Source organism: Bacillus salipaludis, from assembly GCF_004358205.1.
In genome coordinates this window covers 207,225-233,337 of sequence record NZ_SMYO01000001.1, presented here as the reverse complement: position 1 = coordinate 233,337, position 26,113 = coordinate 207,225, and the positions used below count along the sequence as shown (strand labels likewise).

Below are 26,113 nucleotides of genomic sequence, written 5' to 3'. Positions count from 1 at the left end.
AAAGCTCCAGCCCCCTATGTGCTGGAGCTGGACAATAAACAAAAGCGGAAATGGATACACCAAAGAGGAGGAAGGCTTGTGTTTCGAAATGTTGGCGAACTTTTAGAGCTTGCAAATAGTCAAAATAAAAAAATATCAGAAATTATGATTGAACAGGAAGTCACTGTTACCGGCCGTTCCAGAGAAGAGGTTATTGCTTTTATGGACCGTAATTTGCGGGTCATGGAGGAAGCGGTTGAACGTGGAATTAAAGGAGTAAAATCCCACTCAGGGTTAACAGGAGGGGATGCCGTTCTTCTCCAAGCGTATATTCAAAAAGGAAATTTCTTAACAGGGGAAACAGTGCTTGATGCGGTAAGCAAAGCAGTTGCCACAAATGAAGTAAACGCTGCAATGGGGACGATCTGTGCAACGCCTACTGCCGGATCAGCTGGTGTGGTTCCAGGAACATTATTCGCTTTGAAAAATAAATTGAACCCAACGCGTGAACAAATGGTAGCGTTTCTATTTACTGCCGGTGCCTTTGGTTTTGTTGTAGCAAATAACGCTTCTATTTCCGGTGCTGCTGGGGGATGTCAAGCGGAGGTAGGTTCAGCAGCAGGGATGGCTGCGGCAGCCATTGTAGAAATGGCCGGAGGAACTCCTGATCAATGTGCTCAGGCAATGGCCATTACCTTGAAAAATATGCTTGGTCTTGTCTGCGACCCTGTAGCTGGATTAGTTGAGGTACCCTGTGTAAAAAGAAACGCAATGGGTGCTGCGAATGCCATGGTCGCGGCCGATATGGCTTTAGCAGGGGTTACCAGCCGAATCCCTTGTGACGAAGTCATTGACGCAATGTATAAAATCGGTCAAAATATGCCGACTGCATTAAAAGAAACTGCTCAGGGAGGTTTGGCGGCAACACCGACAGGTCGCAAACTAGAAGCGAAGATTTTCGGTATTCCGCTAGAAGAACAGTGAATCCGGAATTAAACCAATCAGTAACTGTTTTAAAAGGAATTGGTGGGGAAACGGCTGAAACCTTGGCAGAAATGAAAATCTATACGATTCATGATTTGTTGGAGTATTTTCCTTATCGTTACCAAGACTATCGACTCCGTGACTTAACGGAGGTTCAGCATGACGAAAAAATTACGGTAGAAGGGAAGGTTCATAGTGAGCCTTCTCTTGCCTATTATGGGAGAAAGAAATCGAAGATTACCATTAGGCTTTTTGTGGACCGATACCTAATCAAGGTGGTTTTTTTTAACCAACCCTATTTAAAAAATAAATTCGTAATCAATGAAACCATTACCGTCACTGGAAAATGGGATGCACACCGGCAAACGATTACGGCTAATGAAATGCAGGTCGGCCCGAATTCGAAAGGGCATGATTTTGAACCTGTATACGCTTTAAGAGGAAAAATGACGACAAAAGGTATGCGGAAGTTTATTAGTCTTGCCTATCAGCAATATGGAAATAAGATTGAAGAAAATCTACCGCTATCACTTTTAAATAAATATCGGCTGCTTGGGCGCCGTGATGCACTTTGGGCCATGCATTTTCCTAATACCTCAGATGATGTCAAGCAGGCAAGACGTCGTTTTGTTTATGAAGAATTCCTTTTGTTCCAACTTAAAATGCAGGCCTTAAGAAAGTTTGAAAGAGAACAATCACCGGGAATATCCCAAAATTATTCGCAGCCAAAATTAAAATCTTTTATTGATGCACTTCCTTTTCCGTTAACCAATGCTCAAAAACGAGTCGTGAATGAAATTTTAGCTGACTTGAAGTCAGGCTTCCGCATGAACCGTTTGTTACAAGGGGATGTCGGTTCAGGAAAAACAGTCGTTGCTGCCATTGGTTTATATTCAAGTGTAACGGCTGGCTTTCAAGGAGCGTTAATGGTACCAACCGAAATATTAGCAGAACAGCATGCTGAATCCCTTAATAGCTTATTAGACCCTTTTGCGATTCGCTGTGAGCTGTTAACTAGTTCCGTAAAAGGGAAACGCAGACGTGAAGTTCTACAGGACTTAGCTGAAGGAAGGGTGGATATTCTAATTGGTACCCATGCGCTCATTCAGGAGGAGGTAACCTTTAAAAATCTTGGTTTTGTGATTACGGATGAGCAGCATCGTTTTGGGGTCGAACAGCGAAGGATATTAAGGGAAAAAGGTGAAAATCCCGACGTATTATTTATGACTGCAACTCCGATTCCCCGTACATTGGCGATAACTGTCTTTGGTGAGATGGATGTATCCATCATTGATGAAATGCCGGCAGGCAGAAAAAAGATTGAAACGTATTGGGCAAAACCTGAGATGCTAGATCGAGTCCTAGGATTTGTTGAAAAAGAACTGGGCAAAGGCCATCAAGCCTATGTTATTTGTCCATTAATCGAAGAATCGGACAAGCTCGATGTTCAAAATGCTATCGATGTTCATACAACCCTTACCCATTACTTTCAAAACCGTTATAAGGTTGGCCTTATGCATGGCCGTTTAAGCTCGGATGATAAGGATAGCGTTATGAAGGCTTTCAGTGCAAATGACGTTCAGATACTTGTTTCTACAACCGTTGTTGAAGTGGGCGTAAATGTTCCAAATGCGACGATGATGGTAATTTACGATGCTGAAAGGTTTGGTCTGTCACAGCTACATCAGCTCAGAGGGCGGGTAGGAAGAGGCAGCGATCAATCCTATTGTGTCTTGCTGGCGGCCCCAAAATCCGAAGTTGGTCAGGAAAGAATGAAAATTATGACTGAAACAAATGATGGCTTTGTTCTAAGCGAAAAAGATTTAGAGCTGCGTGGACCAGGGGATTTCTTTGGAAAAAAACAAAGCGGGATTCCAGAATTTAAAGTAGCAGATATGGTCCATGACTATCGTGCACTAGAAACTGCCAGAAATGATGCAGCATTGTTAATTCAATCAAAAGCGTTTTGGTCATCACCGGAATATAAATTTTTACGGAATGAGCTTGAGTGGTCAGGTGTTTTAGAAGGAGAAAAGCTAGACTAATTCTCATGAATTTAATGAATAATAAAGATGAGAATTGTCTAGCTTCGGCGCCTAGCCTCTCGAGGTTGCTTAGGTCCTGCCGATGAAGTCAAAGAACGACTTCACCGTCAGGCCCTAAAGCCTTGTCGGGGCTGACCAAGGCGCCTTCGCTTTTCTTATAAGCAGATGGCAAGTGTGAAAGTATTTCTTGCAATCTGCTTTTTCTACTTTTATACTACTATTAGTACCTAGTCATAAGAGCTCGGACGGTGTAAAATCATGAGAAGAAATAAAAAAGAACGGCAGCAATTGCTAACCTCTACCATAAAAGAAAATCCATTTACGACGGATGAAGAGCTTGCGGAAAAATTTCAAGTCAGTGTTCAAACCATCCGTCTCGATCGATTAGAGTTATCGATACCGGAACTTAGGGAACGAATTAAAAATGTAGCTGAAAAGCGATTTTCCAATGAGGTCCGTTCATTGCCACTTGATGAAATCATTGGTGAAATTATTGATATAGATTTAGATCATAGTGCGATATCCATTTTGGATATCAAAGAAGAGCATGTTTTTAAACGAAATAAGATTGCCCGCGGCCATCATTTATTTGCGCAGGCAAATTCTTTGGCCGTTGCTGTCATCAATGATGAACTAGCCTTAACAGCGAAAGCAAATATTCAATTTAAACGATCTGTAAAGCAGAATGAACGGGTAATAGCAAAGGCTAAGGTGTTAAAAATTGACGACGAACTCGGGAGAACCTTTGTTGAAGTCAATAGTTTTGTAAATAATGAGCTTGTTTTTATCGGAGAATTTGAAATGTACCGTTCGAAAAATCATTAAGGGATGAGACAAAATGAAACTTGCAATTGATGCAATGGGTGGCGACCATGCCCCAAAAGAAATAGTCCTTGGTGCAATAAAGGCTGTTCAAGAATTTTCTGATATACATATTACCCTTGTTGGGGACGAAAGTAAAATTAAGGAATATTTAACAGGGCATGAGAGAATTTCAATCCTTCATACAACTGAGGTAATCCTTGGAACGGATGAACCGGTACGGGCAGTCCGCCGTAAGAAAGATGCCTCAATGGTTTTAGCTGCAAAGCAGGTAGCAGAAGGCAATGCCGATGCATGTATCTCCGCCGGTAATACGGGTGCATTGATGGCAGCAGGACTGTTTGTAGTGGGCAGGATTGACGGCATTGACCGCCCGGCGCTCTCCCCCACCTTACCAACCATCGGAGGAGAAGGTTTTCTACTATTAGATGTTGGAGCGAATGCGGATGCAAAGCCGGAACATTTAGTCCAATATGCCATCATGGGATCTATTTATAGTGAAAAAGTAAGAGGAATTTCGAAACCACGAGTTGGATTGTTAAATATTGGTACGGAGGAAAAAAAGGGTAATGAATTAACGAAAGCATCCTTTGAACTTTTAAAAAAGACCAATATCAATTTTATTGGCAATGTGGAAGCTCGGGATTTGCTTGAAGGGGCAGCCGATGTGGTCGTTACCGATGGCTTTACAGGAAACATGGTATTAAAAACAATTGAAGGTACGGCTCTTTCCATGATGAAAATGTTAAAAACAGCTTTAATGAGCAGTTTAACAAGCAAACTGGCTGCTGCTGTTCTAAAACCAAATTTGTATTCGTTGAAAAGCAAGCTGGATTACTCCGAATATGGCGGAGCTGCACTTTTTGGTTTAAAAGCACCAGTGATTAAAGCACATGGTTCCTCGAATGCACAGGCCGTCTTTAGTGCCATTCGCCAAACAAGAGAAATGGCAGGAAATGATGTCGTTGGTTTAATAAAAAATGCTGTTGAAGAAACAAATGTTTCGAAAATTGAACAGTAAGAAGGAGTGCGAAAATGGGTAAAATTGCATTTGTTTTTCCAGGGCAGGGTTCCCAAACAGTTGGTATGGGAAAAGAAGCTGCTGAACAGAATTCTGAAATGATGAGCTATTTTACAAAAGCAGATGAAACACTTAATAGTTCTTTAAGTAAAATTATCTTTGAAGGCCCACAAGAGGAGCTGACGCTAACCGTGAATGCGCAGCCAGCCTTGTTAACAACAAGTATTGCATTGTTATCCTTGTTTGAAAAATCAGGGATTCAAGCAGGTTTTCTTGCTGGCCACAGCCTAGGTGAGTACACGGCTTTAGTTGCTTCCGGTGCCTTAACCTTTGAAGAAGGTGTATATGCCGTCAGAAAAAGAGGCGAGTTCATGGAAGTAGCCGTTCCGAATGGAGAAGGCACAATGGCGGCAGTGTTAGGTCTTGACCGTGTAAAGCTTGCAGCTGCATGTAACGAAGTGAGTGAATCAGGCTATCCGGTTTCTTTGGCTAATTTAAATTGTCCAGGGCAAATTGTTATTTCCGGTTCACGAAAAGGAGTAGAGCTTGCAGGTGAAAAGGCAAAGGAAGCAGGGGCTAAGCGCGTAATTTCACTTGAAGTTAGCGGACCTTTCCATTCTTCACTAATGAAACCAGCCGCTGCTGAATTAAAGGGTGTTTTAGATGGATTGAATATGCAGGATGCGAAAATTCCTGTTATCGCCAATGTTTCAGCGGAACCAATGGAGAAGGCTGAAGAAATCAAAGAAAAGCTAATTGAACAACTCTTTTCACCTGTGTTATGGGAAGATTCCGTTCAGAAGATGATTGAACTTGGTGTTGATACCTTTATCGAAGTTGGACCTGGGAAGGTTTTATCAGGATTAATTAAGAAAATAGATCGTTCCGTTAAAACGTATTCTGTATCGGACGCGTCAAGCTGCAAGGATGTAATTGAAGCATTAAAGGAGGGGCAATTATGAATTTAGCAGGCAAAGCAGTACTAGTAACAGGGGCATCAAGAGGAATCGGTCGTGAAATTGCTCTTGAGTTAGCACGGCAGGGAGCAAATGTGGCTGTGAATTTTGCCGGTAGTGAGGCAAAAGCTAATGAAGTAGTGGATGAAATTAAAGCGTTGGGAAGAGATGCTTTTACAGTAAAGTGTGATGTTTCCAATTCTGAAGAAGTAGCATCAATGGTTAAAGAGACAGTTGACCGCTTCGGAAAACTGGATATTCTCGTTAATAATGCAGGGATTACAAAGGATAACTTATTGATGAGAATGAAAGAAGAAGAGTGGGACGATGTCATCAGTATTAATTTAAAAGGGGTTTTTCTTTGTACGAAGGCTGTAACAAGACAAATGATGAAGCAACGCTTTGGAAGAATTATTAATATTGCTTCAATTGTTGGTGTCAGTGGTAATCCAGGTCAGGCTAACTATGTTGCGGCAAAAGCGGGTGTGATTGGTTTAACGAAAACAACTGCGAAAGAACTTGCTGCCCGAAATATTACGGTAAACGCGATTGCACCGGGATTTATCACAACGGATATGACTGACAAATTAACAGAGGATATCAAAACGGAAATGCTCAAACAGATTCCATTAGCCCGTTTTGGAGAACCTAAAGATATCGCAAAAGTAACAGCATTCCTTGCTTCTGATGACAGTTCCTACATGACAGGACAGACTCTTCACATCGACGGCGGCATGGTGATGTAATTTTTTATAATTAAACATTTATTATTTTAATCAAATACTCTATAATAGCTTGAGGGGAGGTGAACAAGCATGGCAGAGGTATTAGAACGTGTAACAAAGATTATCGTGGACCGTTTAGGTGTAGACGAGTCTCAAGTTACGCTTGAAGCTTCTTTTAAGGACGATCTTGGCGCTGATTCCCTTGACGTAGTTGAACTAGTAATGGAATTGGAAGATGAGTTTGATATGGAAATTTCTGACGATGATGCTGAAAAAATCGGCACAGTTGGTGATGCTGTTAATTACATAAATAGCAAAAAATAATCGTTGGATTTCTAAAAAGTTAGCTCCGTTTACAAACGGGGCTTTTCTTCAACTTGGCAGTTCAACCGTACTGCCAAGTTTCTTTGCGTTTTTAACAGAACTTTTTTAAACTATTACTAGTGAATGTATGTGAATACTAATTGCAAGGTGGAGACTTTCATGCGCAAAAATGGCAAGGAAAAAGAATCAAGCAGTCGCGCAAAAGAAAATCAATTCAAAGATTTTCAACAGAATATTGGAATTCATTTTGATAATGAGAAATTATTAAAACAAGCTTTTACCCATTCATCCTATGTGAATGAGCATCGCAGGAAGCCTTATGAAGATAACGAAAGGCTTGAATTTTTAGGAGATGCCGTACTTGAACTTACTGTTTCACAATTCCTTTATAAAAAGTATCCAATGATGAGTGAAGGAGAACTAACAAAACTCCGGGCCGCTATTGTCTGTGAGCCATCACTTGTTTCTTTCGCAAATGAACTTTCCTTTGGAAAATATATTTTATTAGGAAAAGGAGAAGAAATGACAGGAGGCAGAGAGCGTCCTGCATTACTTGCAGATGTATTTGAAGCCTTCATTGGGGCGCTTTATTTAGAAAAAGGAATTGGTACAGTGATTGAATTTCTTGAAAAGGTGGTTTTTCCTAAGGTTAATGCGGGTGCTTTTTCTCATGTGATGGATTTTAAAAGCCAGCTTCAGGAACTTATCCAACGCGATGGGACAGGCGTGATTGAATATCGAGTTCTCCAGGAAATCGGACCTGCACATAACAAAGAATTTGTTTCAAGGGTCTCATTAAATGGTGAAGAATTAGGGACTGGTACTGGTAAATCCAAAAAAGAAGCAGAACAGCATGCAGCCCAAATGGCGCTTGGAATTTTAAAAGGAAAAACAACCATGTAATACATCTTAACGCGCTTTAAGGGAGGATTTTCAAATGTTTTTAAGGCGGTTGGACATCATTGGATTTAAATCATTCGCTGACCGTATCGGAGTGGATTTTGTCCCTGGCGTAACGGCTGTGGTTGGGCCAAATGGCAGTGGGAAAAGTAATATTACGGATGCAATCCGCTGGGTATTGGGAGAACAATCAGCAAAATCATTAAGAGGGGCAAAAATGGAAGACATTATTTTTGCCGGGAGTGATTCGAGAAAACCACTTAATATTGCTGAAGTAACCCTAACTTTAGATAATCAGGACCAGGGTTTATCAATTGATTATAATGAAGTAAGTGTAACAAGAAGAGTATCCCGTTCTGGTGATAGTGACTATTTTATTAATAAACAGCCGTGCAGACTAAAGGATATTGTGGATCTTTTTATGGATTCCGGATTAGGAAGGGAAGCCTTTTCCATTATCAGTCAAGGAAAGGTTGAGGAAATCTTAAATAGTAAACCGGAAGACCGAAGAACAATTTTTGAAGAAGCTGCCGGAGTATTAAAATATAAAAATCGTAAGAAAAAAGCTGAGGGGAAGCTGTCGGAAGCACAAGAGAATTTGAATCGTGTGACAGATATTCTCTACGAGCTTGAAAGCCAGGTGGAACCGCTTAAAATTCAAGCATCGATGGCAAAAGACTTTTTAGAGCAAAAAGAAGAGCTTGAAAAAATTGAAGTAGCACTAACAGTTTATGAAATTGAAGAACTCCATCAAAAGTGGGAAAAGTTAACTCATCTGCTAGAAGAGCATCAACAAGAAGAATTAAAGCTCTCGACCCAGCTGCAAAAGAAAGAGGCTCAAATTACTGAAACAAGGGATCACGTAACAGCCATTGATGAGTCGGTTTCTGATTTACAAAATGTTCTCCTTTATGCAAGCGAAGAACTTGAAAAATTGGAGGGCAGGAAGCAAGTTTTAAAGGAACGAAAGAAAAATGCTGCTCAGAATAAAGACCAATTAATCAAAAATATTTCTGAACTAGCGGAGAAGGTGGACCTGCTTAAAAAGAATCGCGATACGCAAGCAGAGTCGGTTCGATTTTTAAGTGAGCAGGCACAATCACTTAAAGCTCAGTTAAAGGAAAAGCAGGAGAAGCTCCAATTATTCGCAGAAAACATGGATGAAAAAATTGAATCATTAAAAAGTGAATATATTGAATTGCTGAATGATCAGGCAGGAGCTAAAAATGAACTAAGGATGATTGTCCAGCAGCTTGAGCAGCAAGAGAAGAAGAACTTACGGCTCGACGAGGAAAATAGCAGATTTATTGAGGAACGCCAAATTGCTGCAGAGAAAAAATTATCTATCCAAAATAGATTAGCAGAAATCCAGAAAAAGCTGGGCGATCATGTTGTATTATTTCGCGAGCAGCAAAAGAAGCTGGAGTCGGCTAAAAACAATTACCAAAAGCAAGAAAAAACCTTGTATCAAGCTTATCAAATACTGCAACAGGCTAAATCAAGAAAAGAAATGCTTGAAGAAATGGAAGAGGACTTTTCGGGCTTTTTCCAAGGCGTTAAAGAGGTTTTAAAGGCACGCGGGAAAAAGTTATCCGGAATTGAAGGTGCAGTTGCAGAACTAGTAACAGTGCCAAAACAATATGAGACCGCCCTTGAAACAGCCCTTGGGGGTGCATTGCAGCATATCGTTGTTGATACAGAGGTAAATGCACGAATGGCCATTCAATTTTTAAAACAAAATTCGTTTGGGCGCGCGACCTTTTTACCGCTTAGTGTCATAAAAGGACGGCCATTGTCATCTTCCCAACTGTCTTCCATCGAAAATCATCCTTCCTTCATTGGAACTGCAGTAAGTCTAGTCCAGTTCAACCAAAGATACGCAGAAGTAATGAATAATCTTCTTGGCAATGTGGTGATCACAAAAGACTTAAAGGGTGCTAATGAATTGGCAAAAATCCTTCAATATCGCTCCCGCCTCGTAACCATTGACGGTGATATTGTAAACCCTGGCGGTTCCATGACAGGCGGTGCCCTTAAGCAAAAAAATTCCTCGCTGTTAACACGAAAAGGTGAGCTAGAAGATTTGAAAACAAAGCTCACGGTAATGGAGGAAAAAACCTCTGGATTAGAGAAAACGGTGAAAGCGCTAAAAGAAGAGGTTCAAACAAATGAAGGTCTTCTTGAAGAAATTCGCAAAACTGGTGAGGAATTAAGGGTAAACGAGCAATCACTAAAAGGGGATTTACATGGTGCTGAGCTTGAGGAAAAGAATATAAATGAGCGTTTAAGCATCTATGATTTAGAAAAAGGTCAATTTTTCGAAGAACGAGATCGTTTAACAGAGAGAAAAAGGGAATTATCCCATGATCTTGAAACCTATCAAGAGAAGATTGCTGGCCTTGATGAGCTTATAGCAAAGCTAACCGAGCAAAAGACCCATGATTTATCTTCAAAAGAAACCTTAACAAATGAAATGAATGAATTAAAGGTTGAATTTGCTTCTAAAAATGAACAGTTGACGAATGCAAAAGAACGTTTTGCGATTACAAAGGAAGATTTAGCTGAAAGCGAAGAAAAATTAGCGATTTTATCGGACGACTTGCAGATGCTTTCATCAGAAATGACTAATAGCTCTTCTGGAGAGGAACAATTGGAAGAACAAGTAGTCAGGAAGCAACAGGATAAACAAGAAACGATTGGGCTTATTTCATCAAGAAGAAAGGAACGCTTGGAGCTGCAAACAGTTCTAGAGGATTTTGAGCTCGAAGCAAAGGAACTTAAGCGTCTTCACCGTGGAATGACCGAAGTGTTAAAGGATGAAGAAGTCAAAATTAATCGTTTGGATGTAGAACTTGAAAACCGTCTGAGCCACCTCAGAGAAGAATATTTATTATCTTTTGAAGGGGCAAAAGAACAGTTCCCGTTAATGGTTCCAATTGAGGAAGCCCGAAAAAGGGTTAAGTTGATTAAATTGGCAATCGAAGAGCTTGGCAATGTAAATCTTGGCGCGATTGAAGAATATGAACGGGTCTCAGAGAGATATGAATTTTTAAATGAACAAAAAAACGATCTCCAAGAAGCAAAAGAAATGCTTTTCCAAGTGATTGAAGAAATGGATATGGAAATGAAGAAACGGTTTGAACAGACGTTTGAAGGAATCCGAAATCATTTTGAACCGGTATTTCGCGCTTTATTTGGAGGCGGCCGCGCCGATTTAAGACTTACAGAACCGGAGAATTTATTAAATACGGGTGTAGAAATTGTTGCGCAGCCCCCGGGGAAGAAACTACAGAACTTGGGACTTCTATCCGGAGGAGAAAGGGCGTTAACCGCTATAGCCTTGCTATTCTCAATTTTAAAGGTTAGGCCGGTGCCATTTTGTATTCTTGATGAGGTCGAGGCTGCCCTTGATGAGGCAAATGTTCACCGTTTTAGTCAATATTTAAAACGATACAGCTTAGAAACCCAGTTTATTGTCATTACTCATCGAAAAGGGACGATGGAAGAGGCAGATGTTCTTTATGGGGTAACAATGCAGGAATCTGGTGTTTCAAAGCTTGTGTCGGTTCGGTTAGAGGAAACAAAAGAGCTTGTTGAATCTTAAGATAGGGAAGTGAAATCATGAGCTTTTTTAAAAAATTAAAAGAGAAAATTACGAAACAAACGGATTCTGTTACGGAAAAGTTTAAGGAAGGTCTTACAAAAACACGGGATAGTTTTTCCGGTAAGGTAAATGATCTTGTTGCCAGATACCGTAAAGTTGATGAGGACTTTTTTGAAGAATTAGAAGAAATCCTCATTCAGGCGGATGTGGGCTTTGAAACAGTAATGGAATTAATTGATGAACTGAAAATGGAAGTAAAACGCCGCAATATTCAGGATCCGAAGGAAGTTCAAAGTGTAATTTCCGAAAAGTTGGTGGATATTTATAATGCGGGTGAAGAGCTATCTTCGGAGTTAAATATTCAACCGGAGGGACTTACTGTTATTTTATTTGTAGGTGTCAACGGGGTTGGAAAAACAACAACGATTGGAAAGTTGGGACATAAGTTCAAAAGTGAAGGAAAAAAGGTGCTGATGGCCGCCGGGGATACTTTCCGTGCCGGTGCAATCGAACAGCTTGAGGTATGGGGCTCGAGAGTAGGTGTTGAAGTAATCAAGCAAGCGGAGGGTTCTGACCCGGCAGCGGTTATGTATGATGCAATTCAAGCAGCCAAAGCCCGTAAAGCAGATATTCTATTATGTGATACAGCTGGACGATTGCAAAATAAAGTAAATTTAATGAAGGAACTCGAGAAGGTCAAACGGGTAATCGAACGGGAAATTCCCGGCGCACCACATGAAGTTCTCCTTGTTCTTGATGCAACTACAGGTCAAAATGCGCTTATCCAGGCGAAAACCTTTAAAGAAGTAACGAATGTAAGCGGGATCGTATTATCAAAATTAGACGGAACAGCAAAGGGCGGAATTGTCCTTGCTATCCGCAACGAATTAAAAATCCCAGTAAAATTCGTTGGCTTGGGTGAAAAAATGGATGACCTGCAAGAATTTAATGCAGAACAATATGTATACGGATTATTTGCCGACCAAGTAGAAAAGACAGAAGAATGATTTCTCAGAAAAGCAGTATTTTTAAAGTACTGCTTTTCCTTTTTATAAAATTCTGTTTAATAAAACGGTTGATTGGAGCGGAAGGACGGGACAGGGGAGTACCCCGCAGGCGCTTTCATCGCCGAGGAGGCTCCCCGGACCGCCCGCGGAAAGCGAAGTGCCTCGCGGCAGGCAAAAGGCAGCCTGTCACTGCGATGATTATTCTAGGAAGCTTTCCTTAGTGGAGCGTAAATCAACAGACTAGTTTTACAGAGCGCTATGATGAAATCTGCAAAAATATGAATCAAGTAACGTTGGAAAGGCCTTATCTTGACAGGGACAGGTCCACTGTGTAAACTACATTGTAAAGGCTTTTCACTTAACAACAGGAGGGATGAGCATGCTTGAGAAAACCACACGGATGAATTATCTCTATGATTTTTACTATTCGTTGTTAACTCCAAAGCAGCAAAGCTATATGTCTCTCTATTACTTAGATGATTACTCACTAGGAGAAATTGCCGAAGAGTATAATGTCAGCCGACAGGCCGTTTATGACAATATTAAACGGACGGAAGCAATGCTCGAGGAGTATGAGGAAAAGCTGCTGCTGTTTCAGAAATTTCAAGAGCGCAGCAATCTATTAAAGCATGTAAGAGAATTGCTAAACGCGGAACAACCTTCAAAGCAGGCGATGCTTGAAGCAGTCGCCGAGCTTGAGAAACTGGATTAGGAGGCGGCATGTATGGCGTTTGAAGGATTAGCCGACCGACTGCAAAGTACCATTCAAAAAATCCGCGGTAAAGGGAAAGTCTCTGAAGCGGATGTAAAAGAAATGATGAGAGAAGTTCGTCTCGCCTTATTAGAAGCAGACGTAAACTTCAAGGTTGTAAAAGAATTTGTCAAAAAAGTCAGTGAACGGGCAGTAGGACAGGAAGTCCTAAAAAGCTTAACTCCTGGACAGCAAATCATTAAAATTGTTAATGAAGAGTTGACAGAATTAATGGGTGGCGAGCAAAGTAAAATTGCTGTTTCGAATCGCCCGCCAACTGTAATTATGATGGTTGGTTTGCAGGGGGCAGGTAAAACAACAACTACTGGAAAGCTTTCGCTTCTACTGCGGAAAAAGTATAACCGGAAACCATTGCTGGTTGCCGCCGATATTTATCGTCCAGCCGCGATCAAGCAGCTGGAGACACTTGGCAAGCAATTGGACATGCCGGTTTTCTCACTTGGTGACCAAGTGAGCCCGGTAGAAATTGCGAAGCAAGCCATTGCGAAGGCAAAGGAAGAGCATCATGACTATGTCTTAATTGATACAGCCGGACGACTTCATATTGATGAAACTTTAATGGACGAGTTAAAGGACATTAAGGAACTTACAAAACCCGATGAAATCTTTCTTGTTGTCGATGCAATGACAGGTCAGGATGCTGTCAATGTTGCCCAAAGCTTTAATGAAACTCTTGGGTTAACTGGCGTAGTGTTAACAAAGCTTGATGGGGACACCCGTGGTGGTGCTGCCCTTTCAATTCGTGCCGTTACCCAAACCCCGATTAAATTCGTCGGTTTAGGTGAAAAAATGGATGCACTTGAACCGTTTCATCCAGAACGGATGGCATCGCGAATTCTAGGCATGGGGGATGTACTGACGCTTATTGAAAAAGCTCAGGCCAATGTCGATGAGGAAAAGGCAAAAGAACTCGAACAAAAGATGAGAACAGCATCCTTCACTCTTGATGACTTTTTGGAACAATTAGGTCAGGTTCGTAATCTCGGACCGCTTGATGAATTATTAAAAATGATGCCGGGAGCTAATAAGATTAAAGGACTGAATAATCTTCAAATCGATGAAAAGCAAATTGCTCATGTTGAAGCGATTATACGCTCGATGACCAAAGAAGAAAAACTTCATCCGGAAATCATGAACTCAGGCCGCAAAAGAAGGATTGCCAAAGGAAGCGGTAGAACAGTACCTGAAGTTAATCGCTTGCTTAAGCAATTTGAAGACATGAAAAAAATGATGAAACAAATGTCAGGGATGCAGCAAAAGGGGAAGAAAAAAGGCGGATTTAAATTTCCGTTTAAGTTTTGAGACCATTTTTGTGTAAAAAATTTGGAACCGTGCTCCTGCGCCAAAGCTTATTCGGAGAAGCATTGTTAGGCTCGTCGCAAGCCTGCAATGAAGATAATTCAGCGTAGAAGGCTCGTAAAGAGAAAAACCTTTACAAGCTAATTTCTTTCTGTTAATATTATTTCTTGTGTGAAACATATTCGGAGGTGCTTATATAAAATGGCAGTTAAAATTCGTTTAAAACGTATGGGAGCTAAAAAAACTCCTTTCTATCGTATCGTAGTAGCAGATTCTCGTTCTCCTCGTGATGGACGTTACATTGAAGTCGTTGGAACTTACAATCCAGTTGCACAGCCAGCTCAAGTTCAAATCAACGAAGAATTAGCTCTTAAATGGTTACAAGACGGTGCTAAACCATCTGATACAGTTCGTAACCTTTTCTCTAACCAAGGCATCATGGAAAAATTCCATAATGCAAAATTAAGCAAGTAAGGATTCGCAAATGAAACAATTGATCGAAACAATTGTTATGCCTTTGGTTGATTTTCCGGAAGACGTTCGCGTCGATGTTAAGGAAGATGAGCAGCGAATCACGTTTCATCTTTCCGTCAACAAGACGGATATTGGTAAGGTGATTGGAAAGCAAGGGCGCGTTGCAAAGGCCATTAGAACTGTTGTCTATGCAGCAGGATCATCACAACAGAAGAAAATATTTCTAGAAATTGGTGAATAGCTTTTTGCATCTAGATTAAAGGGAGGGATATATATCCTCCCTTTTTTGCTAACTTTTTTAACTCACTTATTAGATGGGTAAAGGAGACCTACTATGCAAATTATTCAATCTGTTGTGGTTAAGCAGGTATTAACGGAAAAGAGCAAGGAAAAACTGTTTGAAAAATTTAAAGCTCAAAAACTGCAGCTTCAAAAGGAACGGGATCAGCTGCTCTTTGAATTAAAACGTTTAGAGAAATCAAAGAATTTTTCACCGGGTGCATTGAAAAAACATTTTGAAAAAGAAATTCAGATGCGTCACGAAAAAGAGAAGCTTCTAGATTTTCAAATTGAACAATTACATATTCTGCCTATCGGCAGTGAACTAAAGGAAAAAGAAGTACAAGCCCTGATCGAAATAAAGGTTGGAGACATATGGGATGAGAAATTCGGACAACCTACGATTATTATCCGAGATGGGATTATTGATGATATACGATAGAGGTGAACAATGGCATGGAAAAATGGTTTAATGTCGGGAAGATTGTCAATACACATGGCATCAGAGGAGAAGTAAGAGTGATATCAAAAACCGATTTCCCTGAAGAACGGTACAAAACAGGAAATATTCTTTACTTATTTTTACCGAAAGCAAAGGACCCAATTGAATTAAAGGTTAAAAGCCACCGCTCCCATAAAAATTTTGATTTGCTGACATTTGAAGGTTTAGAAAATATTAATGAAGTAGAAAAATTTAGGGATGGAATTTTAAAGGTTCCGGAATCCTATCTTGGTCAATTGGAGGAAGATGAATTTTATTTTCACGAAATTATCGGCTGCTTGGTTGCGACTACCAAGGGTGAAGAAATTGGCAAAGTCACTGAAATCCTTACCCCGGGTGCTAACGATGTTTGGGTAATAAAAGGCAAGGGCGGTAAGGAGACATTAATTCCCTATATCCATGATGTAGTAAAGAAAGTAGATGTAAAAGAGAAGGTCATTTTAATCGAACCGATGGAAGGGTTACTTTCATGATGAAAATCGACATCCTTACTCTTTTTCCGGAAATGTTTACAGGAGTATTGGGACAATCCATATTACACAAGGCTGCTGAAAAATCTGCGGTTAAATATAATGTTGTGAACTTCCGTGAATATGCCGATAACAAACATAATACTGTGGATGACTATCCGTATGGCGGAGGTGCAGGGATGGTACTTAAACCGCAGCCAATTTTTGATGCTGTGGCGGACCTAAAAGAAAAAGCTGCCAGCCCAAATACGAGAGTAATTTTACTCTGCCCTCAGGGGTCACGGTATGACCAGAGAAAAGCGGAAGAATTGGCTCGCGAGGACCATTTAATTTTTATTTGCGGACATTATGAGGGGTACGATGAAAGAATACGCGAAAATATTGTCACAGATGAAATTTCGATCGGAGATTATGTTTTAACGGGCGGGGAACTCGGTGCAATGGTTGTGATTGATAGTGTTGTCCGCCTATTACCGGAAGTGCTGGGAAATGAAGAGTCTCATATGAAAGACTCGTTTAGCACCGGACTTTTGGAACACCCGCATTATACACGTCCGGCTGATTTTCGCGGTTTAAAGGTTCCGGAAGTTTTATTGTCCGGAAATCATAAATTAATAGAGGAATGGCGAAATAAAGAGGCTTTAAGACGAACGCTGTTACGGAGGCCGGATTTATTAGAAAAGATAGATTTGACCGATGAGCAGGAAAAATGGCTACAAGAGGTAAAAAAAGAATCCAAGTAGTTATTGCACAGTGTTGCTGTTTATGTTATGATACTATTTGTGACTTGGGCTGTTGTTTAACAGTTTGGTCTTATAACGATGTTCCGCTGCAAGTAATAGCTAAATAGCTATGCAAGAGCATCTGTTGGAAGGAGTTGAATACGATGCATAAATTAATCGAAGAAATCACAAAAGAACAACTTCGCTCTGATCTTCCTGCGTTCCGTCCCGGGGATACTGTACGTGTACACGTAAAAGTTATCGAGGGTACTCGTGAGCGTATTCAGTTATTTGAAGGTGTTGTGATTAAGCGTCGTGGTGGTGGAATTAGCGAAACTTTTACAGTTCGTAAAGTTTCTTACGGAGTAGGCGTTGAGCGTACTTTCCCTGTACACACACCAAAAATTGCGAAGCTAGAAGTTATTCGCCGCGGTAAAGTTCGCCGTGCTAAACTTTATTACTTACGTAAACTTCGCGGTAAAAAAGCAAGAATTAAAGAAATTCGCTAATATGAAAAAAAAAGAGCTTGCTCTGCAAGCTCTTTTTTCTATCGATTTATGATTAGGCACTTCCGCGTTAAAATATTAAAGTTTCATTAAAAAATTATGTCCCATCGTGTTAAATCTCTTGAAGTTATGTAAAATATGCTTTATAAACTTATTTTTTTGCAAAAGATTGGTGGGAATTTAATGTCAAAAAAGAAAAATGAACTATGGGAATGGACAAAGGCGCTTCTAATAGCTGTTATCTTAGCGGCAGTTATTCGTTATTTTTTATTTGCCCCGATTGTAGTGGATGGATTGTCGATGATGCCAACACTGAAGGATCAGGACAGAATGATTGTAAATAAGTTTAGCTATAAAGTAGGGGAGCCGCATCGGTTTGATATCATTGTCTTCCATGCTCCTGAGCATAAAGATTACATAAAACGCGTAATTGGACTTCCGGGCGACCGGATTGAATATAAAAATGATACCCTATACGTGAATGGGAAAGCGTATAAAGAACCGTATTTAGATAAATATAAAAAACAAGTTACAGATGGACCATTAACAGAGTCATTTAAACTCGAAGAAACGGCTGTAGGTCAAAAGACCGTTCCAAAGGGCGAATTGTTTGTAATGGGAGATAATCGGCGTTTCAGTAAGGACAGCCGACATATTGGTGCAGTCCCTCTAAGTAAAGTAATCGGCAAGACAAGCATAGTTTATTGGCCGTTAAAAGATGCACATATTATTAAAGTAAAATAGAAATCTGAGAGGTGGTGGCTAATTTGACGATCCAATGGTTTCCCGGCCATATGGCCAAGGCTCGCAGAGAGGTCACGGAGAAATTAAAGCTGGTTGATATCATTTTTGAATTAGTGGACGCGAGAATCCCTTACTCTTCCAGGAATCCAATGATCGACGAAATCATTCAGCATAAACCAAGACTTGTTTTATTGAATAAAGCAGATATGGCGGATAAAGAGGCAACAAAGGAATGGATTGCCTTTTTTGCAGAAAAGGGAATCCGTGCAATTGCCATTAATTCACAAGCAGGAGTAGGAATGAGGGAAATTGCTCAGGCGGCCCAAGAAATCCTAAAAGAGAAGTTTGCACGCTTAAAAGCAAAGGGTGTAAAACCCAGGGCGATTCGGGCGATGATTGTCGGAATTCCAAATGCAGGGAAATCTACTCTAATTAATAGGCTGGCAAAAAAAAATATTGCAAAAACCGGCAACACACCGGGTGTAACAAAATCCCAGCAATGGATTAAAGTCGGTAAAGAAATGGAATTACTGGATACACCGGGGATATTATGGCCTAAATTCGAAGACCAAGAGGTCGGAATGAAGCTAGCTATTACAGGAGCGATTAAGGATACCCTGTTAAACCTACAGGAGCTGACAATCTATTCGATTAGGTTTCTGGAAAAAGCCTACCCTGACCGCTTAAAAGAGCGGTATCAGCTTGATGAAGTCCCTGCTGACGTGGTGGAGTTGTTTGACCATATCGGGAAATTAAGAGGCTGTTTAATGGGCGGCGGCTTAGTTGATTACGATAAAGTAGCTGAGCTCGTAATTCGTGAGATTAGATCAGAAAAATTTGGCCCTCTGACGTTTGAGCGGCCAAAGGATTTCTTCGTTGAGAAGGAATCTAACTAAATCAGGCTCTCCCTAGGGGGAGCTTTATTTTTTGGCTGTGTTAAAGGACAATGGTGATATATTGTACGGCGTTGATTGGAGCGGAAGGCACGTAGACTTTTTGAAAATGCTAACGCATTTTCTTCGTGCGTGGGCGGATTCAAGAAAGCAATTCAGTGTCCTGTTGGGAGTACGGGACAGGGGAGACCCCGCAGGAGCGAAGCGACGAGGATGCTCCCCGAACCGCTTGTGCTTGGAGCGGAAATCAACAACCAAGTTTAACAGAGCCTATTTTTTAGGAAAAACAGGTGAACGATATGAAAAGACTATCCATTGCTGAAATTGAAGCGCATTTAATGACCATCGAAGATGACTCAAATCCATTCCTTCTTGAGCTTGAAAGTGATGAACGTAAGGGAGTTCAAACCGCTATTGGCCGATGGAAAAAAAGACTGGAACAGAAGCAAGTTCTTCAAGCGAAATTTTTTGAAATGAATCATTATGAACGAAAATACAGGGCGGAAGGTTTTCAGCTTATTGCTGGTGTGGATGAAGTCGGAAGGGGGCCGCTGGCTGGTCCGGTTGCGTGTGCCGCTGTAATTTTACCGGAAGACTTTTACTTGCCGGGAATTGATGATTCCAAGAAACTAACCGAAAAAAAGCGGGAGGAATATGACGCTATTATTCGGAAAGAAGCTATTGCTCTAAGTATCGCTATGGTACATGCTGATGAGATTGATAAAATAAATATTTATGAGGCAACAAAAAAAGCAATGAAATCTGCCATTGTTTCTTTGGAGCCTAAACCGGACTTCTTGCTAATTGATGCGATGAAACTCGACACTCCTTTTCCTGCTGACTCAATTATCAAAGGGGATGCCAATAGTGTCACCATTGCGGCTGCCTCCATCATTGCCAAGGTGGCTAGAGACAAGATGATGAAAGAATTATCGAATGAATATCCGAAATATGGTTTTCAACATAACATGGGCTATGGGACAAAAGAGCATCTTTTAGCTATAGAGAAATATGGGATAACCCCTTACCACCGAAAAAGTTTTGCGCCAATTAAAGATTCTATTGCAAAATATTGATGGCAATACATAAAAAGGTATAAAGGGTATATGCTATTAAACAGGCTTAGGCCTGTTTTTTAATTATGGTAAAAAAATAATTGTCTGCCATATTTGGAAGGATTTATATGATGAAAATGGCTAAATAAGTATTTGTCTTACTTATATTTTTAAGATGAATATAATTTTTATGTATTATGGTGGACAAGGTATGTGACATTATATACAATGTAAACGGAGTCAATTTTTTGAAGAGTTTGATAGGAGGATGGGAAATGAATATCCATGAGTATCAGGGGAAAGAAATCCTCAGAAAATATGGGGTAGCAGTTCCAAATGGTAAAGTGGCATTCACAGTTGAAGAAGCGGTGGAAGCTGCAAAAGAACTAGGCACACAAGTATGTGTGGTAAAAGCGCAAATCCATGCTGGCGGACGGGGTAAAGCTGGCGGTGTTAAAGTGGCAAAAAACCTTGATGAAGTTCGTACATATGCAAACGAAATTCTTGGTAAAACCTTAGTTACACACCAAACTGGCCCAGAAGGCAAGGAAGTAAAACGCTTGCTTATCGAAGAAGGCTGCGACATTAAAAAAGAATACTATGTTGGTTTAGTATTAGACCGTGCAACTTCCCGTGTTGTCTTAATGGCATCTGAAGAAGGCGGAACAGAAATTGAAGAGGTTGCAGAAAAAACTCCTGAGAAAATTTTTAAAGAAGTAATCGACCCGGTAATTGGATTAATGCCTTTCCAAGCACGCCGTATCGCATTCAATATCAATATTCCAAAAGAATTAGTCAATCAAGCTGTAAAGTTTATGACAGGTCTTTACAATGCTTTTGTTGAAAAGGATTGCTCGATTGCTGAAATCAATCCGTTAGTCGTAACAGGTGACGGAAAAGTTATGGCGCTAGATGCTAAATTAAACTTCGACTCTAATGCACTATACCGCCAGAAAGATGTTTTAGAATATCGTGACCTTGAAGAGGAAGATCCAAAAGAAATCGAAGCTTCTAAATATGATTTAAGCTATATTGCTCTTGATGGAAACATCGGCTGTATGGTTAACGGTGCTGGTCTTGCAATGGCAACAATGGATATCGTTAAGCATTATGGCGGAGATCCGGCTAACTTCCTTGATGTTGGCGGCGGTGCAACTGCTGAAAAGGTAACGGAAGCATTCAAAATTATCCTTTCTGATCCAAACGTAAAAGGTATTTTTGTTAATATCTTTGGTGGAATCATGAAGTGTGATGTTATTGCCGAGGGTGTTGTCGAGGCAGCTAAACAAGTTGGACTTTCTATTCCGCTAGTTGTTCGCTTAGAGGGAACAAATGTTGAGTTAGGTAAGAAAATCCTTGCTGAGTCTGGCCTTAACATTACTGCTGCTGAATCCATGGCAGATGGAGCACAAAAAATCGTTTCATTAGTGAAATAGGATCTTAAGAAAGGGGAATTAACGTGAGCGTTTTTATTAATAAAGATACCAAAGTAATTGTTCAAGGGATTACAGGTGGAACTGCCCGCTTCCACACAAAACAAATGCTTGAATATGGTACAAAAATCGTTGGGGGTACCTCTCCTGGTAAAGGTGGACAAGAGGTAGAAGGAGTACCTGTTTTTAATACAGTAAAAGAAGCTGTGGAAGCTACTGGTGCTACTGCTTCTGTAATTTACGTTCCTGCGCCATTTGCCGCAGATTCCATTATTGAGGCTGTTGATGCCGAATTGGATCTTGCAATTTGTATTACTGAACATATTCCAGTACTGGATATGGTAAAAGTTAAACGTTACATGGAAGGCAAGAAAACCCGCTTGGTTGGACCTAACTGTCCTGGTGTTATTACTGCTGATGAGTGTAAAATTGGAATCATGCCTGGATACATTCATACAAAAGGCCATGTTGGTGTTGTTTCCCGCTCCGGAACATTAACATACGAAGCGGTTCATCAATTAACACAAGCAGGTATCGGTCAAACAACAGCAGTTGGTATTGGTGGAGATCCTGTAAATGGAACAAACTTTATCGATGTATTAAAAGCATTTAATGAAGACCCTGAAACTTATGCTGTGATCATGATTGGTGAAATCGGCGGTACAGCAGAAGAAGAAGCTGCTCAATGGGTAAAAGCAAACATGACAAAACCAGTTGTTGGCTTCATCGGCGGCCGTACTGCACCTCCAGGAAAGCGTATGGGCCATGCTGGCGCCATCATTTCAGGCGGTAAAGGTACTGCTGATGAAAAAATCCGTGTCATGAACGAATGCGGCATCAAAGTTGCTGACACTCCATCCGTAATGGGTGAAACATTAATCGAAGCATTAAAAGAACAAGGTTTATACGAAAAGTGCAAAACGCATTAAACTAGAAAAGCGGAAGCGACCTCGAGGAGCGAGTCGCTGGAGCTAGACACTAGTTAAAGCATAAGAAGTCATCAAAGACCAACAGATAGTCCCTCGTATCTTGAGGGGCTATTTCTACTGTTTTAAAAATTCTATAGGGAGGGTCCTATTTTGGACGATTTTAAAGAAAAATTAATCCACTTGCTCCATTACCCCAATATTTCCTGGAATGCCGTATATCAAATGTTAAAAAAAGATCCCGCACTTCATTCACTTTATCACCTGCATACACAATTACTTCAACAAAAGTCTTCATTTCCACCCTTAAATACCTTTCAAGATACAGGTCAAACTTCCTTTCTAACTTTCCAATCTGACATCATTCATGAACAAATCCGCCAATATAAAACAAATGAAATTATTGTTATTTCGATTTTTGACAAAGAATATCCAGCTGTATTAAAGGAAATTTATCAGCCTCCTTGGGCATTATTTGCAAAAGGAGATATATCGTTGTTGGATAAGGAGCCAAAGCTTGCTGTGGTAGGCTCTAGACAGGCTACACTTTACGGAAAAAATGCAATCAGGCTTATATTTCCAAAATTAATCGATGACGGGGTACTCATTGTCAGTGGTCTTGCCAAAGGAATAGATGCACTGGCCCACGATACTGCTATTAAAAATGGTGGAAAGACAATTGGTGTGATTGCAGGAGGAATATATCATATCTATCCTAAGGAAAATATGAACCTGGCATTAGAAATGATGAAAAATCAATTGATTATTTCAGAATATCCACCGGATACGAAGCCGCTCAAATGGCATTTTCCGGCACGGAATCGAATCATCAGCGGTCTTTCAAAGGGCACCCTTATAATAGAAGCTAAACGTAAAAGCGGGTCGCTTATTACGGCAAATTACGCAGTAAACGAGGGGCGGGAGGTGTTTTCACTTCCGGGAAGCATATTTAATCCCTTTTCAAGTGGGACGAACGATTTAATCCAACAAGGGGCAAAGCTAGTAACGAGTGCAGAGGATATCTTAGAAGAACTGAAATCATGAATCATATTTTACAAAAATTATGCAAATAATGAATAAAAAATAAAAAATATAGAAGGTTTTTTCGCATTTTTTGGAGAAATAAGCTTAAATAACTTGAAATTATTTCTAATCTGTTATACATTTTCCAACAGATGATTCGATTGGAAAAAGAGGCCGTTTCATGTGAAAACGGTTTCTTCACATGACATGTTCATTGACAAGAACAAGGAATATGTTCAATAATAATGGATATTTTGATATTTAATTTTCTTTTTAAGCATATTTTGAATATCAAGGAATAATATTGTCGATAAATCGAAAACTTTGGGATAAGTCATTTTTGTAAAGTATTTTTCCAGTCCATATTTTTTAATATTGGAATAAAAGGAAAGCTTGTCAAATTGTAAGCATCTTAGAAACAGGCTAAAGCCCGCTTCAAGGCGCTTCCACATTTCTTCTATCCCTCTTAAGGAGGATTACCTAAATGTCTGAGTATCTTGTAATCGTAGAATCGCCAGCAAAAGCGAAAACGATTGAACGGTATCTAGGAAATAAATATAAAGTTAAAGCATCAATGGGGCATGTCCGCGACCTTCCAAGGAGCCAAATGGGTGTAGAAGTTGAAAAAAGCTTTGAGCCGAAATATATTACAATTCGGGGAAAAGGTCCTGTTCTCAAGGAATTAAAGACAGCTGCTAAAAAGGCAAAAAAAATCTTTCTGGCAGCTGACCCGGATCGTGAAGGGGAAGCCATTGCCTGGCATCTTGCCCATAGCTTGGACGTTGATATTCATTCTGACTGTCGAGTTGTCTTCAATGAGATTACAAAGGATGCAATAAAGGAATCCTTTAAGCATCCGCGGCCAATCAATATGGATCTTGTTGATGCCCAGCAGGCGAGAAGAATTCTAGATCGTTTAGTTGGTTATAATATCAGCCCGCTACTATGGAAAAAAATCAAAAAAGGATTAAGCGCAGGCCGGGTTCAATCGGTTTCCGTACGTTTAATTATTGATAGGGAAAAAGAAATTCAAGCTTTCATTCCGGAGGAATACTGGACCATTGAAGGTGAAGCAGTAAAAGGAAAAAGCCAATTTCGTGCGGCATTCCATTCAATCTTGGGTAAAGAAAAAATTGAACTACATTCGGAAGAGGATGTTCAAAATGTCTTGAAACAAATGGAAGGCAATCAATTTACGGTAACGGCTGTTACTAAGAAAGAACGGAAAAGAAATCCGGCTCCGCCTTTTATCACTTCGACCCTCCAGCAGGAGGCGGCTCGGAAGCTTAATTTTCGGGCAAAGAAAACTATGATGTTAGCCCAGCAGCTATATGAAGGAATTGAGCTTGGTAAGGAAGGTACCGTTGGTTTGATTACATATATGAGAACCGACTCAACCCGCATTTCAGATGTTGCCCAAGGAGAGGCGGCTAAATATATTCAAGATGAATATGGTGAACAATACCTAAAAGAAGAACAAAGAAAAGAGAAAAAACAATCAGGTGCACAGGATGCTCACGAAGCAATTCGTCCAACGAGTACTTTTAGAGATCCTAACAGTTTAAAAGAATTCTTATCTAGGGACCAATTGCGTCTATATAAATTAATTTGGGAACGCTTTTTAGCAAGCCAAATGGCCCAGGCTGTTATGGACACAATGAGTGTGGATTTACAAAATGGAAATGTTATTTTCCGAGCGACAGGGTCAAAGATAAAATTTCCCGGGTTTATGAAGGTGTATGTTGAGGGAAGCGACGATCAAGTGGAAGAAAGGGATAATATGCTTCCTGATTTAAAAGTAGGAGATGAAGTGTTTCAAAAGGATATTGAGCCGAAGCAACACTTCACACAACCTCCGCCTAGATATACGGAGGCAAGACTCGTTAAAACGCTTGAAGAATTGGGAATTGGCCGTCCTTCTACCTATGCACCAACCTTGGATACGATTCAAAAAAGGGGATATGTTGCCCTTGATAATAAACGGTTCATTCCGACTGAACTGGGGGAAATTATTAATGAAGCGATTCAGGAATTTTTCCCTGATATTCTCGACGTTGAATTTACAGCCAGGATGGAGAAGGGATTAGATTATATTGAAGACGGCAAAATCCGCTGGGTGGAAATCATCGATGAATTTTACAAGGACTTTAAGGTTGATTTAGAGAAAGCTGAAAAGGAAATGGAATCAGTTGAAATAAAGGATGAGCCTGCAGGTGAGGATTGCGAAAACTGTGGAAGCCCGATGGTATTTAAAATGGGACGCTACGGAAAATTTATGGCCTGCAGCAATTTCCCCGATTGCCGTAATACAAAACCAATTGTGAAAGAAATCGGGGTTACTTGCCCGAATTGTAAAGAAGGCAATATCATTGAGAGAAAAAGTAAGAAAAAACGCCTTTTCTATGGATGCGACCGCTTCCCTGAATGTGATTTTATTTCATGGGATAAACCGCTGCCAAGAAACTGTCCAAAATGCGAAACGTATCTGGTTGAGAAGAAATTAAAAAAAGGTGTTCAAGTACAATGTCCGAATTGCGATTACAAGGAAGAGCAGCAAAGCTAAGAGTGGGCGGATGCCTACTCTTTTTTTCTTCGTTTTAAAAATATTTTAAACCAAAAAACTTTTTTGTTTTTGAAACGTATAGTAA

General features: G+C 40.3%; 25 protein-coding genes. All 25 read left to right on the top strand.

Annotated elements, in window-relative coordinates; translation table 11 throughout:
• The first annotated feature begins 78 nt into the window (after positions 1-78).
• The gene (gene sdaAA / locus E2K98_RS01055; protein WP_133332469.1) at positions 79-963 is read left to right on the top strand and encodes an L-serine ammonia-lyase, iron-sulfur-dependent, subunit alpha; all 885 of its coding nucleotides are present in this window, start codon (positions 79-81) and stop codon (positions 961-963) included.
• Positions 960-3,008: an ATP-dependent DNA helicase RecG gene (gene recG / locus E2K98_RS01050; RefSeq protein WP_235824677.1), complete on the top strand. Its 2,049-nt coding sequence runs from the start codon at positions 960-962 to the stop codon at positions 3,006-3,008. Before sdaAA ends, recG begins: the two co-directional genes overlap by 4 nt.
• A 258-nt stretch (positions 3,009-3,266) precedes the next feature.
• Complete coding sequence (fapR, locus tag E2K98_RS01045; RefSeq protein WP_133332467.1) at positions 3,267-3,833, top strand: transcription factor FapR; 567 nt, start codon at positions 3,267-3,269, stop codon at positions 3,831-3,833.
• A 13-nt stretch (positions 3,834-3,846) separates the two neighbouring features.
• Positions 3,847-4,851, top strand: coding sequence for a phosphate acyltransferase PlsX (plsX, locus tag E2K98_RS01040; protein WP_133332466.1), 1,005 nt, complete (start codon positions 3,847-3,849; stop codon positions 4,849-4,851).
• A 14-nt stretch (positions 4,852-4,865) separates the two neighbouring features.
• Entirely contained in the window at positions 4,866-5,813 is a 948-nt protein-coding gene (fabD, locus tag E2K98_RS01035) for an ACP S-malonyltransferase (RefSeq protein ID WP_133332465.1), read from the top strand.
• The gene (fabG, locus tag E2K98_RS01030) at positions 5,810-6,553 is read left to right on the top strand and encodes a 3-oxoacyl-[acyl-carrier-protein] reductase (RefSeq protein ID WP_026574851.1); all 744 of its coding nucleotides are present in this window, start codon (positions 5,810-5,812) and stop codon (positions 6,551-6,553) included. Before fabD ends, fabG begins: the two co-directional genes overlap by 4 nt.
• A gap of 69 nt (positions 6,554-6,622) precedes the next feature.
• Positions 6,623-6,856 (top strand): acyl carrier protein, encoded by a 234-nt coding sequence (locus E2K98_RS01025; RefSeq protein WP_118922655.1) that lies wholly within the window; start codon positions 6,623-6,625, stop codon positions 6,854-6,856.
• Between the two features lie 159 nt (positions 6,857-7,015).
• On the top strand, positions 7,016-7,759 hold the full coding sequence (rnc, locus tag E2K98_RS01020) for a ribonuclease III (RefSeq protein ID WP_133332464.1): 744 nt from the start codon (positions 7,016-7,018) through the stop codon (positions 7,757-7,759).
• Positions 7,760-7,793: 34 nt separating this feature from the next.
• Positions 7,794-11,360, top strand: a complete 3,567-nt coding sequence (gene smc / locus E2K98_RS01015; RefSeq protein ID WP_133332463.1) for a chromosome segregation protein SMC — start codon at positions 7,794-7,796, stop codon at positions 11,358-11,360.
• 17 nt (positions 11,361-11,377) lie between these two features.
• The gene (gene ftsY, locus E2K98_RS01010) at positions 11,378-12,367 is read left to right on the top strand and encodes a signal recognition particle-docking protein FtsY (protein ID WP_133332462.1); all 990 of its coding nucleotides are present in this window, start codon (positions 11,378-11,380) and stop codon (positions 12,365-12,367) included.
• A 379-nt stretch (positions 12,368-12,746) separates the two neighbouring features.
• The gene (locus E2K98_RS01005) at positions 12,747-13,079 is read left to right on the top strand and encodes a putative DNA-binding protein (protein ID WP_133332461.1); all 333 of its coding nucleotides are present in this window, start codon (positions 12,747-12,749) and stop codon (positions 13,077-13,079) included.
• Positions 13,080-13,091: 12 nt separating this feature from the next.
• Positions 13,092-14,441, top strand: coding sequence for a signal recognition particle protein (gene ffh, locus E2K98_RS01000; protein WP_133332460.1), 1,350 nt, complete (start codon positions 13,092-13,094; stop codon positions 14,439-14,441).
• Between the two features lie 198 nt (positions 14,442-14,639).
• On the top strand, positions 14,640-14,912 hold the full coding sequence (gene rpsP / locus E2K98_RS00995; RefSeq protein ID WP_026574858.1) for a 30S ribosomal protein S16: 273 nt from the start codon (positions 14,640-14,642) through the stop codon (positions 14,910-14,912).
• 10 nt (positions 14,913-14,922) lie between these two features.
• Complete coding sequence (locus E2K98_RS00990) at positions 14,923-15,153, top strand: KH domain-containing protein (protein WP_133332459.1); 231 nt, start codon at positions 14,923-14,925, stop codon at positions 15,151-15,153.
• 93 nt (positions 15,154-15,246) lie between these two features.
• The gene (locus E2K98_RS00985; RefSeq protein ID WP_133332458.1) at positions 15,247-15,633 is read left to right on the top strand and encodes a YlqD family protein; all 387 of its coding nucleotides are present in this window, start codon (positions 15,247-15,249) and stop codon (positions 15,631-15,633) included.
• A 14-nt stretch (positions 15,634-15,647) separates the two neighbouring features.
• Positions 15,648-16,166 carry a ribosome maturation factor RimM gene (gene rimM, locus E2K98_RS00980; RefSeq protein WP_133332457.1) on the top strand — a complete coding sequence of 173 codons (519 nt, stop codon included), beginning with the start codon at positions 15,648-15,650 and terminating at the stop codon, positions 16,164-16,166.
• Entirely contained in the window at positions 16,166-16,906 is a 741-nt protein-coding gene (gene trmD, locus E2K98_RS00975; protein ID WP_165976150.1) for a tRNA (guanosine(37)-N1)-methyltransferase TrmD, read from the top strand. The genes rimM and trmD overlap by 1 nt, the downstream gene beginning before the upstream one ends.
• Before the next feature lie 143 nt (positions 16,907-17,049).
• Positions 17,050-17,394: a 50S ribosomal protein L19 gene (rplS, locus tag E2K98_RS00970; protein WP_026574863.1), complete on the top strand. Its 345-nt coding sequence runs from the start codon at positions 17,050-17,052 to the stop codon at positions 17,392-17,394.
• Positions 17,395-17,574: 180 nt separating this feature from the next.
• Positions 17,575-18,135, top strand: a complete 561-nt coding sequence (lepB, locus tag E2K98_RS00965; RefSeq protein WP_133332455.1) for a signal peptidase I — start codon at positions 17,575-17,577, stop codon at positions 18,133-18,135.
• Between the two features lie 23 nt (positions 18,136-18,158).
• On the top strand, positions 18,159-19,031 hold the full coding sequence (ylqF, locus tag E2K98_RS00960; RefSeq protein ID WP_133332454.1) for a ribosome biogenesis GTPase YlqF: 873 nt from the start codon (positions 18,159-18,161) through the stop codon (positions 19,029-19,031).
• Between the two features lie 296 nt (positions 19,032-19,327).
• Positions 19,328-20,104, top strand: a complete 777-nt coding sequence (locus tag E2K98_RS00955) for a ribonuclease HII (protein WP_133332453.1) — start codon at positions 19,328-19,330, stop codon at positions 20,102-20,104.
• Between the two features lie 254 nt (positions 20,105-20,358).
• Positions 20,359-21,519 carry an ADP-forming succinate--CoA ligase subunit beta gene (sucC, locus tag E2K98_RS00950; protein WP_026574867.1) on the top strand — a complete coding sequence of 387 codons (1,161 nt, stop codon included), beginning with the start codon at positions 20,359-20,361 and terminating at the stop codon, positions 21,517-21,519.
• A gap of 23 nt (positions 21,520-21,542) precedes the next feature.
• Positions 21,543-22,445: a succinate--CoA ligase subunit alpha gene (gene sucD, locus E2K98_RS00945; protein ID WP_026574868.1), complete on the top strand. Its 903-nt coding sequence runs from the start codon at positions 21,543-21,545 to the stop codon at positions 22,443-22,445.
• Between the two features lie 150 nt (positions 22,446-22,595).
• Positions 22,596-23,486: a DNA-processing protein DprA gene (gene dprA / locus E2K98_RS00940; protein WP_133332452.1), complete on the top strand. Its 891-nt coding sequence runs from the start codon at positions 22,596-22,598 to the stop codon at positions 23,484-23,486.
• 463 nt (positions 23,487-23,949) lie between these two features.
• Positions 23,950-26,028, top strand: coding sequence for a type I DNA topoisomerase (gene topA / locus E2K98_RS00935; protein WP_133332451.1), 2,079 nt, complete (start codon positions 23,950-23,952; stop codon positions 26,026-26,028).
• The last annotated feature ends 85 nt before the right edge of the window (positions 26,029-26,113 follow it).

Excerpts from the sequence above, each read along its gene's own strand:
- plsX (WP_133332466.1), top strand. The coding sequence starts at position 3,847 with ATGAAACTTGCAATTGATGCAATGGGTGGCGACCATGCCCCAAAAGAA.
- rplS (WP_026574863.1), top strand. The coding sequence starts at position 17,050 with ATGCATAAATTAATCGAAGAAATCACAAAAGAACAACTTCGCTCTGAT.
- E2K98_RS01005 (WP_133332461.1), top strand. The coding sequence starts at position 12,747 with ATGCTTGAGAAAACCACACGGATGAATTATCTCTATGATTTTTACTAT.
- E2K98_RS00990 (WP_133332459.1), top strand. The coding sequence starts at position 14,923 with ATGAAACAATTGATCGAAACAATTGTTATGCCTTTGGTTGATTTTCCG.
- fabG (WP_026574851.1), top strand. The coding sequence starts at position 5,810 with ATGAATTTAGCAGGCAAAGCAGTACTAGTAACAGGGGCATCAAGAGGA.
- ftsY (WP_133332462.1), top strand. The coding sequence starts at position 11,378 with ATGAGCTTTTTTAAAAAATTAAAAGAGAAAATTACGAAACAAACGGAT.
- sucC (WP_026574867.1), top strand. The coding sequence starts at position 20,359 with ATGAATATCCATGAGTATCAGGGGAAAGAAATCCTCAGAAAATATGGG.
- ffh (WP_133332460.1), top strand. The coding sequence starts at position 13,092 with ATGGCGTTTGAAGGATTAGCCGACCGACTGCAAAGTACCATTCAAAAA.
- E2K98_RS00985 (WP_133332458.1), top strand. The coding sequence starts at position 15,247 with ATGCAAATTATTCAATCTGTTGTGGTTAAGCAGGTATTAACGGAAAAG.
- rnc (WP_133332464.1), top strand. The coding sequence starts at position 7,016 with ATGCGCAAAAATGGCAAGGAAAAAGAATCAAGCAGTCGCGCAAAAGAA.
- trmD (WP_165976150.1), top strand. The coding sequence starts at position 16,166 with ATGAAAATCGACATCCTTACTCTTTTTCCGGAAATGTTTACAGGAGTA.
- fabD (WP_133332465.1), top strand. The coding sequence starts at position 4,866 with ATGGGTAAAATTGCATTTGTTTTTCCAGGGCAGGGTTCCCAAACAGTT.
- rimM (WP_133332457.1), top strand. The coding sequence starts at position 15,648 with ATGGAAAAATGGTTTAATGTCGGGAAGATTGTCAATACACATGGCATC.
- lepB (WP_133332455.1), top strand. The coding sequence starts at position 17,575 with ATGTCAAAAAAGAAAAATGAACTATGGGAATGGACAAAGGCGCTTCTA.
- E2K98_RS00955 (WP_133332453.1), top strand. The coding sequence starts at position 19,328 with ATGAAAAGACTATCCATTGCTGAAATTGAAGCGCATTTAATGACCATC.
- smc (WP_133332463.1), top strand. The coding sequence starts at position 7,794 with ATGTTTTTAAGGCGGTTGGACATCATTGGATTTAAATCATTCGCTGAC.
- fapR (WP_133332467.1), top strand. The coding sequence starts at position 3,267 with ATGAGAAGAAATAAAAAAGAACGGCAGCAATTGCTAACCTCTACCATA.
- E2K98_RS01025 (WP_118922655.1), top strand. The coding sequence starts at position 6,623 with ATGGCAGAGGTATTAGAACGTGTAACAAAGATTATCGTGGACCGTTTA.
- topA (WP_133332451.1), top strand. The coding sequence starts at position 23,950 with ATGTCTGAGTATCTTGTAATCGTAGAATCGCCAGCAAAAGCGAAAACG.
- rpsP (WP_026574858.1), top strand. The coding sequence starts at position 14,640 with ATGGCAGTTAAAATTCGTTTAAAACGTATGGGAGCTAAAAAAACTCCT.